Below are 15,389 nucleotides of genomic sequence, written 5' to 3'. Positions count from 1 at the left end.
ACCGACCAGAGACGCGATCATCCGTCGACCATGACGTCATCATGATCCGGACACTGGTAGACATATGCCTGTGATTCGCGTGTTGCTGGCAGAGGACCAGCACGTCATCAGGGGCGCTCTCGTCGCGCTGCTCGGCCTCGAACAGGACCTCGAGGTCGTGGCCGCCGTGGAGTCCGGCGACGAGGTCGTGGCCGCCGCGCTGGCGCACCGGCCCGACGTCGCGGTGCTCGACATCGACATGCCGGGCGTGATCGACGGCCTCGAGGCGGCAGGCGAGCTGCGCACCAGGCTGCCAGGCTGCCGCACGCTCATGCTGACCGCGTACGGCAAGCCGGGACATCTGCGGCGCGCGCTCGACGCCCAGGTCGACGGGTTCGTGCTGAAGACCGTGCCGCCCGAGGAGCTGGCGGCGGCGATCCGCAAGGTGGCGGCGGGGGAGCGGGTGCTCGACCCCTCGCTGGCGGTCACGGCGTGGGACCTGGCGGACAACCCGCTCACCCCCAGGGAGGCGGACGTGCTGCGCATGGCCGCCGACGGCGCGGAGGCCACCGAGATCGCCACCAGGCTCTTCCTCAGCGCGGGCACCGTGCGCAACTACCTGACGGCGATCGTCGCCAAGCTCAACGCCCGCAACCGCACCGACGCCGCCCGCATCGCCCGCGAGGCGGGCTGGATCTAGCGGGCCGCCCAGGTCAGGACCGGCGCCTCGGCGGTCAACTCGAACCAGTCCTCGCCTCGCGCGGTGGTGAGAGCGCCCCGCAGCACGGCCAGGCGCGTGGTCAGGTTGCCGATGCCCGCCGAGCCGTGGCGGACCTCGGCCGAGCCCACGCCGTCGTTGCGCACGCGCAGCCGCACCACGCCGTCCACCCGGGTGGTCGTGACCGTGCAGTGGCGCGCCGAGCTGTGGCGCAGCACGTTGGTGACCGACTCCCTGAGCACCGTGCTCAGCACCGTCTCGACCTGCTCGCCGAGCTCCCCGTGGCCGAGGTCGAGCGTGACCGAGATGCCCGCCGCCGCCAGCACCGAACGTGCCGAGTCGGCCTCCGTGCCCAGCGACATCGAGGGGCCCTCTCCTGAGACCGCCCGCAGATCCCGCTCCGCGCGCTCGACCATCGCCTGCACCTCCTCGAGTCGCGCCCTCGCGCCCTCGGGGTCGAGTCTGCGAGCCAGTTCGCAGGTGAGCAGGATCGCCGCGAGATTGTGGCCGAGCAGGTCGTGCAGGTCACGGGCGGCCCGCAGGCGCTCCTCGACCACCGCCGAGCGGGCCAGGGCCTGGCGCGCCTCCATCAGCTCCCTGACCAGCTGGGCCAGCCGCGCCAGCCCGTAGACGACCAGGCCGGTGACCAGCGTGCTGACCGTGTAGTTGACGGTCACGGGCACGGGCAGCTCCAGGAGGACGCCCGCCCAGGCCACGCTGGCCAGCACCAGGCAGACCAGGGGCAGCGCCACCTTCCACGAGAAGGTGAGCAGGACAGGTCCCGCCAGGAACCCCGCCACACCAAGCCAGGACGTGCCGAGGAGCGGCAGCGGCGCGTAGGTGAGCGCGGTCATCACCGCGAGGGCGACCATGTGGCGGCCCCTGACCGAGCGCAGCTGCATGACGCAGATCAGCGCGAGGAGCGCCGCGGAGGCCCACACGTGTTCGGCGAGCAGCAGGCCCTTCAGCGAGAAGCCGGCCAGCACGGCGGCGAGCAGGGCGAGAGAGAGCGCGTAGGCGCCGTCGCGCTCGGGGACAGGGCGGGTGCCGGGGAGTGTGGCCTCGACCGTCAGCCTGCCGTCCGCGCCCATGGACGTGGTCAACGTGCCGCCCGCCTCCTCGACCCGCACGGGCAGCTCGCCCATGAACCGCGACTCGGCGGTGCGGGCTCCGTCGTCGGTCACGCGCAGCCGTACGCCGCCCTCTTCCTCGACGGTCTCGATCAGGCAGGTGGTCGCGGCGCGGCGCCGTACGACCTCGGTCACCGCCTCGCGCAGGACGGCCGCCAGCAGCGCGCCCGCGGGGCCCAGCGGCTCGTGGTGGCCGACCCTGGCCTCCGCGCCGATCTCCGCCGCGGCCAGCATCGCCCTGGCGGTCGTGATCTCGGGGGTCAGCGACATCGCCCGGTAGCCGGCTGCGGCCGCGCGGGCGTCGGCCAGGGCGCGCCTGGCGGTGTCGACATCGGGCCTGCCCGCCCGCGCGCTGTCCGCGATCACGGCCAGCGCCCTGCCCAGGCCCTCGTTCAGCTCGGCAGCGATGCGCAGGCGCTCCTCGGCGACGGAGGTCATCGCCAGGGCGAGCCTGGTGGCGTGGACCTCGTCGACCCGCTCGGTCAGGCGGGTGAGGCCGTAGACGACCAGCGCGATCAGCACCGCGCTGATCGCGGAGTCGGCGGGGCCGAGCAGCGCGGCGCTGACCCCGGCCACGGGCGCGAGCGGCCACAGCCGGGTCAGCAGCAGCGAACCGCCCACGAAGCCGAGGATCCCGACCGAGGTGCCCATGGTGAGCACCGAGGTATAGGCGGTCACCGCGACGACGAGCGGCAGCCACCATCGGCGGCGGACGACGAAGGCGGCCTGCGCGGCGAACACCACCAGGGCCAGTGGCGAGCCCGCCACCACGTAGACGCCGGCGAACCCGCCGAGAACGACGAAGGTGATCAAGCGGGCTCTCTGCGGCACTCCCGCAGCTTAGGAGAAGCCCCTGGGCAGCACGGCGACGGGGCACGAGGAAGCGCGCAACACCTTCATCGCGACCTCGCCGAGGAAGACCCTGTGCGGCTGGGCGTCCTCGCTGGCGGCGCACACCAGCAGCTCGCCTGGCGGCCACTCCACGCCGGCCAGCGCCGCCGACACGTCGTGGCCCTCCGCGGTCTCGGCCTCCGCCTCGATGCCGGTGCTCTCCCACGCCAGCCGTACGGCCAGCGCCAGGTCGTCGCGGAGCCTGCCGCTGTCCTCGGTGCGCAGGTCGAGGGTGATGAGGCGCATGGGCACGCCCAGCCGGAGCGCCGCCTGGGCCACCCGCTCGACCGCCTCGTCGGCCTGCGGCCTGCGCACGTAGGCCAGCGTCAGCCTGGCCGGCGCGCCGACCGGCTCGTAGCCCAACGGGGCGATCATGACCGCCTCGGGCGACAGGTGTAGCAGGTGGTCGGCGGTGCTGCCGATGGCGATGCGCCCGCGCGGCCCGCCAGGAGGGGAGCCGACCACGATCAGGTCGGCCCTGATCCTGCTGGCCAGCACCGACAGGCCCCGCCCCGAACCGCGGCTCTCGAAGGCGAGGTACTGCGCGGGCACCTCGCCCAGCTGCTCGGCCGCGTGCGCCAGATTGGCCTGCGCCTCGACGGCCCGTCCGGCGCTCTCCTGAGGGTGGATCGTGGCCACTGTCAGCTCGCCGCCGGTGACCCCCGTGATGGCGGCCCCGAGTGCGAGAGCGTCACGTCCACCCGAGTCGTGCGTGTATCCGACGACGACGTGCTCTCCGATCACGCTGCGCCCTTACCCCATCTGACCTGGGAATATTCATGATTCGTCAGGGGTTGTACGTTGAGGGATCCAGGGAGAAGGTGAGGACGACGAAGATCACGCTGGACACCCGTTTCAATGACGCCTTCGGCCCCGTCACCCTGCGCGAGGCGGTCCGCAGGATGAAGGCTCATGAGATGGCCTGCACGGTCGAGCCCGAACTGCTCGAAGGCAAGGCGAACGTCTTCTGCGACTGCGTCGAGCGCGGGTTCACCCCGCTCCGCGGCGAGATCATGGCGGCCTACTACGTGGCCGAACGCGACGCCACGCTCGACGCGTTCGACAGAGGGCTGATCACCGAGGGCGAACTGCTGCAGAAACGCATCGACCTCGACCGGCAGGTGCTCGGCCACCTGTCCCATTCCTGACTTTCGTCAAGGTCGGGCAACCGGCCGAAAGGCCGACGTCAAGGTCGGCCAGTCGACCGAAAGGGCGACGCAGTGGGTATCGCTCTTCCCTAGGGTTCATGTTCATCGATCTTTCACCGATTGGACATGACACGAGATGTACGGGGACATCGTCGCCTTCGCGATGAGCATGCCGGAGTGGGTGCACACCCTCGCCGAGATCGGCACCGACGCGGGACTGCTGCTGTTCGCGGCGCTCTTCGCGGTGGCGTTCTGGCGGGCCAGGGCGGCACCCGACCGCGACCTGGCCCTCACCTTGGCAGGGCCCTTCGCGGTCGTGGCCGCCTACGTGCTCAGCGAGGTGGTCAAGCTGCTCATCAAGGAGGAGCGGCCGTGCAGGGGCGGGATCGCCACCATCGCGGCCTGCCCGCCGGTCGGTGACTGGTCCTTTCCCAGCAACCACGCCGTGATCGCGGCCGCCTCCGCGGGTGCGCTGACCCTGGTGTGGCGGCGGCTGGCCTGGCTGGTGCTGCCGCTGGCCGCGCTGATGGCGTTCTCGCGCGTGTTCGTCGGTGTGCACTACCCGCACGACGTGGCGATCGGCTACCTGTTCGGTGTCACCATGGCGCCCCTGCTCGCGCTGCTGACCGTCGGCGCCTTCACCCCTTTGGTACGGCGAACGCGTCAGTGGCTGCCACCAGCCTGGCGAGAGTCCCAGGCTCGGTGAAGGCGTGCCCCGCGTCGTCCACGATGTGGAACTCCGCCTCGGGCCAGGCCCTGTGCAGGTCCCAGGCGGTGGCCATCGGGGTGCAGGCGTCGTAGCGGCCCTGCACGATGACCGCGGGGATGTGCCTGATCCTGTCGACGTCGCGGATGAGCTGCCCCGGCTCGAAGAAGCCGCCGTTGACGAAGTAGTGGTTCTCGATCCTGGCGAAGGAGACGGCCTTGCCCTCCTCGCCGTACTCGGCCACATGCTCGGGATCGGGGTAGAGCGTGATGGTGGCCGCCTCCCACTGCGCCCAGGCGCGGGCGGCGGCCACCCGCACCCGGTCGTCCTTGCTCTCGAGCCTCCTGGCGAAGGCGGCGATCAGGTCGCCGCGCTCCTCCTCGGGGATGGGCGCGAGGTAGGACTCCCACAGGTCGGGGAAGAGGAACGAGGCGCCCTCCTGGTAGAACCAGCGCAGCTCGGCGGGCCTGAGCGTGAAGATGCCGCGAAGGATCAGCTCGGTGACCCTGTCAGGGTGGGTCTGGGCGTAGGCCAGCGCTAGCGCGCTGCCCCACGAACCGCCGAAGACCTGCCAGGTGTCGATGCCGAGGTGCTCGCGCAGCAGCTCCATGTCCCTGACCAGGTGCCAGGTGGTGTTGGCCTTCAGCGACACCAGGGGATCGCCGGCGTGGGGCCTGCTGCGCCCGCAGTTGCGCTGGTCGAACAGGACGATCCGGTACGCCGAGGGGTCCCACTGGCGCCGGTGCTTGGCGGAGCAGCCGCTGCCGGGCCCTCCGTGCAGCATGACCGCGGGCTTGCCGTCGGGGTTGCCGCAGACCTCCCAGTAGATCTGGTTGCCGTCGCCGACGTCGAGCATGCCGTGCTCGTAGGGCTCGATGGGTGGATAGAGGCTCATGGGATCCTGTCTTACCTGAACCGGTCGGTGGCGGCGACCAGCTCGGCGGCCACGGCGGGTTCGCCGCCCGAGTGCCCCGCGCCCTCCACGATCCTGAAGTCGGCCTCGGGCCAGGCCCTGTGCAGGTCCCAGGCGGTGGCGATGGGGGTGGCCAGGTCGTAGCGGCCCTGCACGATGACGGCGGGGATGTGCCTGATCCTGCCGACGTCGCGGATGAGCTGCCCCTCCTCGAGGAAGCCGCGGTTGACGACGTAGTGGCTCTCGATCAGGGCGAAGGACAGGGCGAACTCGTCGTCCATCGGGCTCAGGTCGGGGATCAGGTTGCAGATCACCATCTCCCAGCGCGCCCACGCCCTGGCCGCGGCCAGCCGTACGGACGGGTCGGGGTCGGCGAAGCGGCGGCGGTAGTCGGCGATCACGTCGCCCTTGACCCCCTCGGTGAAGCGCTCCCAGTGGTCGGGAAGCAGGTCACGGGCGGGCTCCCACCGCAGCTCGGACTCCCGCATGGTGAAGATGCCGCGCAGGATCAGCTCGGTGACCCGGTGGGGATGGGTCTGCGCGTAGGCGAGCGCCAGCGTGCTGCCCCACGAACCGCCGAAGACCTGCCAGGTGTCGATGCCGAGGTGCTCGCGCAGCAGCTCCATGTCCTGGACGAGGTGCCAGGTGGTGTTGTGCTCGAGCGAGACGCCCTCCGCGCGCACGTGCGGCGTGCTCCTGCCGCAGTTGCGCTGGTCGAACAGGACGATGCGATAGGCGTCGGGGTCGAACAGCTGCCGGTGGACGGGCATGAGCCCGCCTCCTGGGCCGCCGTGCAGGAAGACGGCGGGCTTGCCGTCGGGGTTCCCGCAGACCTCCCAGTAGATCTCGTTGCCGTCGCCGACGTCGAGCATCCCCGAGGCGTGCGGCTCGATGGGCGGGTAGATCTCCATCTCTCGATCATGCAGGGTGGGCGCGCCTAGCGTGCGCTCCAGTGGAAGCGCTCGAGGAAGCCCCGCTCGCCGATGGCGTACTCGTGGAAGGCCCTGCGCACCTCCTCGAGGGCGGGCACCATCGTGCGGCGGATCGTGCCCTCCTTGTACTCCAGCTCGTAGCCTGGCGAGACCTGGATGAAGTGACGGCCGAAGGTCACCAGGACGGCGAAGGGGTTCTGCGGCGACAGCGTGCCGAGCACGTCGTGCACCAGCGCCAGGTCGGGGTTGGTCACCAGCATGCCGTCGCCGGTGTGAAGCTGGGTCTCGGGGTCGACGCCGAGCGGGGCCAGGTTGTGCACCAGGTGGCGCTGCGGGTCGTAGCAGACCAGGCCGTAGTGGCGGGCCAGGGCGAAGACGCGGTTGGAGACCTCGTCGAGGTCGTCGGGCTCCATGACGATCAGCGCGTGCTCGGGGAAGAGCCTGGCGTGGCCGGGCACCTCCTTGGCCAGCGCGGCCACCTCGGGGACCACCGTGTCGGCCGGCGGCGTGCCCTGGGCCAGGCTGTAGGTCTGCGCGGCCTGCTCCCTGGTGATCGGTTCGTTCTCGCGCCAGACCATCAACTCCATGCTCATGCCCCCTATCTTGCCGTGCGGCGGGCGCGCGAGTGACACCATGGCTACGATATGTGCTTGAGCAGTCACCAATCGTGAGGAATGCCGGTGCGAGGGTCGATCCGAGACAGCCGGGCGCTCGCCAAGCCGTACCGCGACCTGGTCTGGCTCGCCTACCTGACGCTGCCGGCGTGGACGGGCGAGCACCGCAGGGTGGTGCTCGCCCACCGCCTGGCGGCGGCCGCGCTCTCCCGCCATCAGGACGAGGACCCCGTACGGCTGCGCGCCCTGCTGCTGCGTTCGGCGCTGCGCGCGAGGCCGCGCCCGTGGACGGGCCTGCTGGCCGCCGTGGAGGTCGTGCCCGCCGTGACCCGTAGTGGCGACATCGGCTTCACCCGGGCGCTGGAGGCCGTGCCGGCCCCCGCCCGCGCCGCCTACGCGCTGCTCAGGCTGGAGGAACGCGCGGCCGAGGAGGTCGCCCAGGTGCTGGCGGCCGCGGGGGTGCCCGACCCCGCGGGCGCCCTGGCGGCCCTGACCGAGATGGAGGAGCGGTTCGGCGCCACGGCCACCCTGCACAGACCCGCCGCCGATCCCTGCCTGGCCAGGCTCTACGGCAGGCTCGACGTCGAGGCGCCGCGCAGGCTGCTGGCGGCTCTGGTGTTCTGCGCCGTGGCGGTGGTCGCCGTCGTGCCGTGGCTGGGTTCCGGCCGTCCGAGCTCGGCCGCCGCACCGGCCGCCACCCCCGAGACGGCCGCGCCCGGCGCCTGGCGCACCACGACCTCACTCGACCTCGCCACCTGGCCTCCGCGCGGCGACCTCCTGTCCGACCGCGCGCTGATCGGCAGGGCGATGCGCGCGTGGGGGCGCCGCCATCCTCAACTCCTCTACGCCGGGCGCCTCGGCGCCACCGCCGTCGTTCTCCTCAGGCGGTCCTCGCAGGTGGCGCGCTATCTCGAGACGAAGGGCAAGCCCACGCTCGAGGTCCTTCCCGAGCCCGGCGGCTCAAGCCCGCTGAAGCTCACCGCCACCCCCAGGGGCAGCCGCTACCTGCTCCCGCCGTGGGTGACCGAGGCCGCCATGGCGCCCTTCGACGGCGGATGGCGCACGTCGGCGATCGCCGACGGGGTGATCGGGCCGGTTCCCGTGCTGCGCGAGGACGGATGCTGGCGCGGTCCGCTGGTCAGGCTGCGCGCGCCCGAGGTGCCGCCCGGCCTGCCGTACACGATGGTCGACCTGGGGCGGCTCGCGCCCGCGAGGGTCAGTTATCGGGGCGAGGGGTCGCTGGCGAGCGCGTGGCGGCGGCTCGGCTGCGCCCTTCCCCGCCCGGTCAGCGAGGTGCGCGAGGCCTCGGCGTGGGCCTTCCGCTCCGTGCGGCTGCCCGAGGGCGCGCGCGGACAGTGGTTCTGCGTCAGGCTGACCGACCCCTCGGGAGCGGGCGCGGTCCAGGCGGTCCTGCTGGCCACCTCGGGCGGGCGCACCACCGCCACCCGCACCGGCGTCACCCACGGGACATGGGACTGCAGCCGCCTGGCCCCCGACATCGCCGCCAGCGTGTGGTGGAGCGCCCCCTCGGGCCGCCACTACCGTGTCTCCGCCGCCAGCGCGGGCGTCACGGTCGACGGCGACACGGCCACGAACGCCGACGGCGCGGCCGTCACGGTGCTGCGCTGATCAGACCTGCGGCTTCTCGGCCTCCGGCACCAGCTCCACCGTGCAGTGGGCGCACCTCCTGGCCTCGATCGGGATGTCGCTGAGGCACTCGGGACACTGCTTCGTCGTGGCGGCCCTGTCCCTCTCGAAGAGGCTGATCAGCTTGGTCATCGGCGTCACGACCAGCCAGTAGACGACCGCCGCGATGATCACGAAGCTGATCAGGTGGTTGAGGAAGTCGCCGTACTTGAACTCGCTGCCGTTGATCGTGAAGGAGTACTGCGCGAAGTCGGGGTTCTTGCCGCCGGTCACCGCGCCGATGAGGGGCGTGATGAGGTCGGCGACGAGCGCCTGGACGAGCCCGCTGAAGGTGGCCCCGACGATCACCGCGACGGCTAACTCGACGATGTTGCCCCTGAGGAGAAACTGCTTGAATCCACCCATGGCGCTGGCACATTGCCGGGGGAGCGGACGGCAAACCTAGATGCCGTCGAATCGACCCCTTGTGACGGCCTCGACGAAGCTTTCCCACTCCTGACTGGAGAAGCGCAGAACGGCGCCATCGGGGCTAAGGACGAACTCGTCCCATTCCTCGGCCGTCGGCGCGCGTGCATGGGTGCGGTGCAGAGCCGGAACCATCCCCGACCAGTTGGAAGCCGGACGCCAGGTGATCGCGGCGGCCTGCTGGGCGAGCGAGGTGGTCGTGCTGCCCCATCCGCGTCACGGACACCGCGTGCCTCTGGAGGTGGTGTGTAACCGGTACGGGGTTATCCAGGGGCGAGAATTGGGCATCTAGGCAGCCGCTGCCTCCTGGGTGAACATGGGGCCAGAGCGCAAGGGAGCCTAGATGATCGAAGTCTGGCCGGGAGACCCCTACCCTCTTGGGGCGACCTACGACGGCGCGGGCACGAATTTCGCGCTCTTCAGCGAGGTCGCACACAAGGTCGAGCTCTGTCTGTTCGATGACGACCAGGTCGAGACCAGGGTTCCGCTCACCGAGGTGGAGGGGTTCGTCTGGCACGGCTACCTGCCGCGCGTCGGCCCAGGCCAGCGGTACGGCTACCGCGTCCACGGCCCCTTCGACCCGGCCAGGGGACAGCGCTGCAACCCCGCCAAGCTTCTGCTCGACCCGTACGCCAAGGCGATCGAGGGCGCCATCACGTGGGACAAGTCCCTGTACGACCGTGACCGCCCGAAGCCGAAGGACACCGCCCCCTTCGTCCAGCGCTCCATCGTCATCAACCCGTTCTTCGGATGGGGCCACGACAGGCCGCCCGCCACGCCGTACCACGAGACGGTGATCTACGAGGCGCACGTGCGCGGGCTGACGATGGCGCACCCGAAGATCCCCGAGCGGATCCGCGGCACCTACGCGGCGCTCGGCCACCCCGAGATCATCGACCACCTCACCAAGCTCGGCGTGACCGCGCTGGAGCTGATGCCGGTCCACCAGTTCGTCACCGACCAGCACCTGGAGGAGCGGGGGCTGAGCAACTACTGGGGCTACAACACCAGCGGCTTCTTCGCCCCGCACAACCGCTACTCCAGCCAGGGGCAGCGCGGCGGCCAGGTGCTGGAGTTCAAGGCCATGGTCAAGAGCCTGCACGAGGCGAACATCGAGGTCATCCTCGACGTGGTCTACAACCACACGGCCGAGGGCAACCACATGGGCCCGACGCTCGGGTTCAAGGGCATCGACAACGCCACCTACTACCGCCTGGTGGACGGCGACCCGCGCTATTACATGGACACCACAGGCACCGGCAACAGCCTGTTCATGCGCTCGCCCCAGGTCCTGCAGATGATCATGGACTCACTGCGCTACTGGGTCACCGAGATGCACGTGGACGGCTTCCGCTTCGACCTGGCCGCCACGCTCGCCCGCGAGCTGCACGCCGTGGACCGGCTTTCGGCCTTCTTCGACCTCGTGCAGCAGGACCCCGTGCTCTCGCAGGTCAAGCTGATCGCCGAGCCCTGGGACGTCGGCCCCGGCGGCTACCAGGTGGGCAACTTCCCCGCCAGGTGGACCGAGTGGAACGGCAAGTACCGCGACACGATCAGGGACCTGTGGCGGGGCCAGCCCGCCACGCTGCCCGAGTTCGGCTCGCGCTTCACCGGCTCGGGCGACCTCTACCAGAACGACAGCCGCCGCCCCGCCGCCTCCATCAACTTCGTCACCTGCCACGACGGTTTCACCCTGCACGACCTGGTCTCCTACAACGAGAAGCACAACGAGGCCAACGGCGAGGACAACAGGGACGGCACCGACGACAACCGCTCATGGGACGCCGGCACCGAGGCGCTGCGCGAGCAGCAGAAGCGCAACTTCCTGACCACGCTCTTCCTGTCGCAGGGCGTGCCGATGCTCTCCCACGGCGACGAGATCGGCCGTACCCAGAAGGGCAACAACAACGGGTACTGCCAGGACAACGAGGTCACCTGGGTCGACTGGTCGGACGTGCGGCACAACTGGCTGCTGCTGGAGTTCACCCAGCGCCTGGCCAAGCTGCGCCGCGAGCACCCGGTGTTCAGGCGCAGGCGCTTCTCCTACGACATGGCCTGGCTGACCCCGTCGGGAGAGGTGATGACCGACGCCGACTGGAACGTCGGCTACGCCAGGTCGCTGACGATCTTCCTCAACGGGAAGGCGATCACCGAACCAGACAGAAGGGGCAGGCCCATCGTCGATGACTCCTTTCTCGTGCTGCTCAACGCCCACCACGACATCATCGAGTTCACGATCCCGAAGGACTACGGCGAGATGTGGCTGACCGAGATCGACACCGCGATGCCGATCATGTTGGACAGCAGGATCCTGAGAGCGGGGGACGACCTGCAGGTGCCGGGACGCTCGATGCGGGTGTTGCGCGGTGTCTAGGCCCGTCTCGACCTACCGGGTCCAGCTGACGCCCGACTTCGGCTTCGCCGAGGTGGCGAAGATCGCCCCCTACCTTCGCGACCTCGGTGTCAGCCACGTCTACCTCTCGCCCGTGCTGCAGGCGGTGCCCGGCTCGCTGCACGGCTACGACGTCGTCGACCACTCCAGGATCAGGCAGGAGTTCGGCGGCGCCCAGGGCTTCCGCGAGATGGCAGGGGTGTTGGCCGCGCACGATCTGGCCGTCGTGGTGGACATCGTGCCCAACCACATGAACACCGCCAACGCGCAGTTCCTGTCCGTGCTCGAGCAGGGCGCGGCCTCGCCGTACGCGGACTGGTTCGACATCGAGTGGCGCGAGGGCAAGGTGATCGTCCACCGCTTCGCCGACGACCTGCCGCAGTCGGAGCACTACACCGTGGTCGACTGGCGGGAGGGCCCCGGCTACCGGCGCTTCTTCGACGTCTCGTCGCTGATCGGGCTGCGGGTGGAGGACCCGGCGGTGTTCTTCGCCACGCACGAGGTCATCTTCTGGCTGCTGGACGAGGGCCTGGTCGAGGGGTTGCGGATCGACCATCCCGACGGCCTGGCCGACCCCCGCCGCTACCTCGACATGCTCAGGGACAGGAGCGGCGGCGTCTGGACGGTGGTGGAGAAGATCCTCATCGGCGACGAGCGGCTGCCTGACGACTGGGCCTGCGACGGCACCACCGGTTACGACGTGCTCAACAGGGTCAACGGGCTGTTCGTCGACCCGGAGGGCAGGCAGCCGCTGGTGGAGCTGTTCACCACGATGACGGGGCAGGACGCCGACTACCACGCCGTGATGGCCAGGTCCAAGCGCGACGTCATCGACCTGTTCTTCCGCTCCGAGGTCGAGCGCCTGGCCCGCGTCGCGGGCGCCTCCGTCCAGGACCTCGTCGACCTGCTGGTGGAGATGCCGGTCTACCGGGCCTACGTCACGCCGGGCGAGCCGGTGGATCCCGTGGCGCGCCGGATCGTGGAGTCGGCCGCGCCGAACCCCGAGACCGCGCGGGCCGTCCTTTCCGGCTCGCCCGAGGCGGTCGTCCGCTTCCAGCAGACCTGCGGCCCGGTGATGGCCAAGGGCGTGGAGGACACCGCGCTCTACCGCTGGTACCCCCTGGCCTGCCTGAACGAGGTGGGCGGCGAGCCCGACCGCTTCGGCGTGTCCGTGGAGGACTTCCACGACTTCTGCGCCGGGATGCGGCCCTTCACGATGACCACGCTGTCCACCCACGACACCAAGCGCTCGGAGGACGTGCGCGCCCGCCTCCAGGTGCTGTCGGAGCTGCCCGGCGAGTGGGCCGAGGCGGTGCGCGGCTGGTCGCAGCAGGTGTCCTTCGACCCGCACCTCGACTACCTGGCCTGGCAGACGCTCATGGCCGCGTGGCCGATCTCCGCCGAGCGCTTCACCGACTACCTGCTCAAGGCCGCGCGCGAGGCCAAGACGGCCACCTCGTGGATCGCCCAGGACCACGCCTACGAGGAGGGCCTGCGCGCCTTCGCCGCCAAGGCCGTCGAGCTGCCGATCGGCGACTTCACCGCCCTCGTCGACCGCCACGCCGTCGTCAACTCGCTCGGTCAGAAGCTGGTCCAGCTCATGATGCCGGGCGTGCCCGACGTCTACCAGGGCAACGAGCGGACGGACTTCTCGCTGGTCGACCCCGACAACCGGCGGCCCGTCTCCTTCCCCTGCGCCCCGAACTCGGCGTGGGACGAGGCCAAGCTCCAGGTCACGACCCAGGCGCTCAGGCTCAGGCGCAGGCTGGGACCCGACGCGCCGTACGAGCCGATGGCCGCCGAGGGGGAGGCCGCCGAGCACGCGATCGCCTTCGGCAGGGGGCGCGCGGTCGCCGTGGCGACCCGCCTGCCCGTACGGCTGGCGGCCCGCGGCGGCTGGGGCGCCACCTCGCTCACCCTGCCGCACGGCAGCTGGCGCGACCTGCTCACCGGAGGCCTGTACAGCGGCCGCACCCCCCTGGCACACCTGCTCAGCCGCCACCCCGTCGCACTCCTGGAGAGACATGATCTTTGAGGTCTGGGCGCCCCGAGCGACCTCCATCGAGCTCTCGCTGCCGGACAGCCGGCGGCCACTGCGACGCAGGGACAACGGCTGGTGGTCGGTCGAAGCGCCCGAGGCCGGGCACGGCACCGACTACCGCTACTTCGTCGACGGGGAGGGCCCGTATCCCGACCCCCGCTCCCGCAGGCAGCCCGAGGGCATCTTCGGGCCCAGCCGCGTCTACGACCACGCCCGCTTCACCTGGAGCGACCACGAGTGGAAGGGGCGCGACCTGCGCGGCTCGATCATCTACGAGCTGCACGTGGGCGCTTTCACGGCGGAGGGCACCTTCACCGCTGCGCTGGACAGGCTCGACCACCTGGTGGAGCTCGGCGTCGACTTCGTGGAGCTCATGCCGGTCGCGCCGGTGCCCGGCGGGCGCAACTGGGGCTACGACGGCGTCGACCTCTACGCGGTCAACGAGACCTACGGCGGGCCTGACGGGCTCAAGGAGCTGGTCGACGGCTGCCACAGGGCGGGCCTGGGCGTCATCCTCGACGTCGTCTACAACCACCTCGGCCCTTCGGGTAACTTCCTGCACCCCTTCGGCCCGTACTTCGCGGGCTACGCGGGCAGCTTCTGGGGCGAGGCGGTGAACCTCGACGGGCCCGACTCCGACGAGGTCAGGCGCTATTTCATCGACAACGCCGTGCAGTGGCTGCGCGACTACCACATCGACGGGCTGCGGCTCGACGCCGTCCACGCCCTGCACGACCGCCGCGCCGTCCACCTGCTGGCCGAGCTGGCAGCCGAGGTGGACGCGCTGGCCTGCTCGGTGGGCCGCCCGCTGACGCTGATCGCCGAGTCGGACCTCAACGACCCCCGCATGATCACCCCGCTGGAGGCGGGGGGCCTCGGCATGACCGCGCAGTGGAACGACGACGTGCACCACGCGCTCCACACGGCCGTGTCGGGGGAGCGGCACGGCTACTACGCCGACTTCGCCTCGATGGAGGCGCTGGCCAAGGCGCTGACCCACGGCTTCGTCCACGACGGAGGCTACTCCAGCTTCCGCGGGCGCTCGCACGGGGCCCCCGCCCGCGGCGTTCCCGGCTACCGCCTGGTGTGCTGCCTGCAGAACCACGACCAGGTCGGCAACAGGCCCGCGGGCGACAGACTGCCGCTGACCGCGCTGAAGCTGGGCGCGGGGCTCCTGCTGACCTCGCCGTTCACGCCCATGCTGTTCATGGGCGAGGAGTGGGGCGCGCGCACGCCGTTCCCGTTCTTCACCGACCACGTCGAGCCGGCGCTGCGCGAGGGGGAGGCCGAGCGCAGGGCCCGCGAGTTCGAGGGCTTCGGCTACGACTGGATCGCGCCCGACCCCTCGGCCGAGGACACCTTCCTGCGCGCCAAGCTCGAATGGAGCGAGCTCAAGGACGAGGAGCACTGGTCGCTGCTGTGCTGGTACCGCGATCTGATCGCGCTGCGCAAGGCCATGCCCGAGCTCACCGATCCCCGTCTCGACCGGGTGCGGGTCGAGTTCGACGAGACGTCGAGATGGCTGATGGTACATCGGTCGTCACTTACCGTGATGGTAAATTTTTGTCCGGATTCTGTGACGTTGACCGTTCCGTTGGGGGCCGTTCTGCTGGCCTCTGATGACGGTGTTACCGCAGGTAGGGACTGGGTGCGACTGCCCGGTCAGACCCTCGCGATCTACCGGTCCGAGATAAATCCGTAATACGGACAGCCCTATAACCTGCGACGTGCCGTCAAGCCCCTGCCAAGGGACGGTCACGGCTATCTCGTCGCGGGGGCGACCCTTCCTTCAGGCTGCCTGGCCCCCGTTCGT

Annotated in this window: 13 protein-coding genes; 7 read left to right on the top strand and 6 right to left on the bottom strand. The window is 70.6% G+C overall.

Annotated elements, in window-relative coordinates; translation table 11 throughout:
- Positions 1-70: 70 nt before the first annotated feature.
- Entirely contained in the window at positions 71-679 is a 609-nt protein-coding gene (locus tag FHR33_RS18730; RefSeq protein ID WP_183649280.1) for a response regulator transcription factor, read from the top strand.
- Here FHR33_RS18730 and FHR33_RS18725 read toward each other — a convergent pair.
- Entirely contained in the window at positions 676-2,640 is a 1,965-nt protein-coding gene (locus FHR33_RS18725) for a sensor histidine kinase (protein ID WP_221241149.1), read from the bottom strand. The genes FHR33_RS18730 and FHR33_RS18725 overlap by 4 nt on opposite strands.
- Before the next feature lie 27 nt (positions 2,641-2,667).
- On the bottom strand, positions 2,668-3,462 hold the full coding sequence (locus FHR33_RS52675; RefSeq protein WP_183649275.1) for a universal stress protein: 795 nt from the start codon (positions 3,460-3,462) through the stop codon (positions 2,668-2,670).
- A 77-nt stretch (positions 3,463-3,539) separates the two neighbouring features.
- On the opposite strand from FHR33_RS52675, the gene FHR33_RS18715 reads away from it, so the two are divergent.
- Positions 3,540-3,866, top strand: a complete 327-nt coding sequence (locus FHR33_RS18715) for a hypothetical protein (protein WP_183649272.1) — start codon at positions 3,540-3,542, stop codon at positions 3,864-3,866.
- 136 nt (positions 3,867-4,002) lie between these two features.
- Positions 4,003-4,572 (top strand): phosphatase PAP2 family protein, encoded by a 570-nt coding sequence (locus FHR33_RS18710; protein ID WP_183649270.1) that lies wholly within the window; start codon positions 4,003-4,005, stop codon positions 4,570-4,572.
- Here FHR33_RS18710 and pip (FHR33_RS18705) read toward each other — a convergent pair.
- From pip (FHR33_RS18705) to FHR33_RS18695, 3 genes are read right to left on the bottom strand one after another with little or no spacing between them, the layout of a single operon-like run.
- On the bottom strand, positions 4,505-5,467 hold the full coding sequence (gene pip, locus FHR33_RS18705; protein WP_183649266.1) for a prolyl aminopeptidase: 963 nt from the start codon (positions 5,465-5,467) through the stop codon (positions 4,505-4,507). The genes FHR33_RS18710 and pip (FHR33_RS18705) overlap by 68 nt on opposite strands.
- A gap of 11 nt (positions 5,468-5,478) precedes the next feature.
- Positions 5,479-6,396 (bottom strand): prolyl aminopeptidase, encoded by a 918-nt coding sequence (gene pip, locus FHR33_RS18700; protein WP_183649263.1) that lies wholly within the window; start codon positions 6,394-6,396, stop codon positions 5,479-5,481.
- A 26-nt stretch (positions 6,397-6,422) separates the two neighbouring features.
- Positions 6,423-7,010 (bottom strand): hypothetical protein, encoded by a 588-nt coding sequence (locus tag FHR33_RS18695; RefSeq protein WP_183649261.1) that lies wholly within the window; start codon positions 7,008-7,010, stop codon positions 6,423-6,425.
- 87 nt (positions 7,011-7,097) lie between these two features.
- Between FHR33_RS18695 and FHR33_RS18690 the strand changes: the two genes are divergently transcribed.
- Positions 7,098-8,660, top strand: a complete 1,563-nt coding sequence (locus FHR33_RS18690; protein ID WP_183649258.1) for a hypothetical protein — start codon at positions 7,098-7,100, stop codon at positions 8,658-8,660.
- Here FHR33_RS18690 and mscL read toward each other — a convergent pair whose 3' ends face one another.
- A complete protein-coding gene (mscL, locus tag FHR33_RS18685; protein ID WP_183649255.1) occupies positions 8,661-9,083 on the bottom strand; it encodes a large conductance mechanosensitive channel protein MscL in 423 nt (140 codons plus the stop codon).
- A 403-nt stretch (positions 9,084-9,486) separates the two neighbouring features.
- Here mscL and glgX point away from each other — a divergent pair, with 403 nt between their 5' ends.
- The 3 genes from glgX to treZ are packed head-to-tail and all read left to right on the top strand — an operon-like array spanning position 9,487 to position 15,278.
- Positions 9,487-11,517 carry a glycogen debranching protein GlgX gene (gene glgX, locus FHR33_RS18680; protein WP_183649252.1) on the top strand — a complete coding sequence of 677 codons (2,031 nt, stop codon included), beginning with the start codon at positions 9,487-9,489 and terminating at the stop codon, positions 11,515-11,517.
- Positions 11,510-13,570: a malto-oligosyltrehalose synthase gene (gene treY, locus FHR33_RS18675; protein WP_183649249.1), complete on the top strand. Its 2,061-nt coding sequence runs from the start codon at positions 11,510-11,512 to the stop codon at positions 13,568-13,570. The genes glgX and treY overlap by 8 nt, the downstream gene beginning before the upstream one ends.
- The gene (treZ, locus tag FHR33_RS18670; RefSeq protein WP_183649246.1) at positions 13,560-15,278 is read left to right on the top strand and encodes a malto-oligosyltrehalose trehalohydrolase; all 1,719 of its coding nucleotides are present in this window, start codon (positions 13,560-13,562) and stop codon (positions 15,276-15,278) included. Before treY ends, treZ begins: the two co-directional genes overlap by 11 nt.
- Positions 15,279-15,389 lie beyond the last annotated feature (111 nt).

This window comes from Nonomuraea dietziae (genome assembly GCF_014195505.1).
Lineage (GTDB): Bacteria > Actinomycetota > Actinomycetes > Streptosporangiales > Streptosporangiaceae > Nonomuraea > Nonomuraea roseola.
The sequence above is the reverse complement of the archived record's forward strand: the minus strand, read 5'-3'. Positions and strand labels throughout refer to the sequence as shown.

Excerpts from the sequence above, each read along its gene's own strand:
- glgX (WP_183649252.1), top strand. The coding sequence starts at position 9,487 with ATGATCGAAGTCTGGCCGGGAGACCCCTACCCTCTTGGGGCGACCTAC.
- pip (WP_183649263.1), bottom strand. The coding sequence starts at position 6,396 with ATGGAGATCTACCCGCCCATCGAGCCGCACGCCTCGGGGATGCTCGAC.
- FHR33_RS18695 (WP_183649261.1), bottom strand. The coding sequence starts at position 7,010 with ATGAGCATGGAGTTGATGGTCTGGCGCGAGAACGAACCGATCACCAGG.
- pip (WP_183649266.1), bottom strand. The coding sequence starts at position 5,467 with ATGAGCCTCTATCCACCCATCGAGCCCTACGAGCACGGCATGCTCGAC.
- FHR33_RS18710 (WP_183649270.1), top strand. The coding sequence starts at position 4,003 with ATGTACGGGGACATCGTCGCCTTCGCGATGAGCATGCCGGAGTGGGTG.
- treZ (WP_183649246.1), top strand. The coding sequence starts at position 13,560 with ATGATCTTTGAGGTCTGGGCGCCCCGAGCGACCTCCATCGAGCTCTCG.
- mscL (WP_183649255.1), bottom strand. The coding sequence starts at position 9,083 with ATGGGTGGATTCAAGCAGTTTCTCCTCAGGGGCAACATCGTCGAGTTA.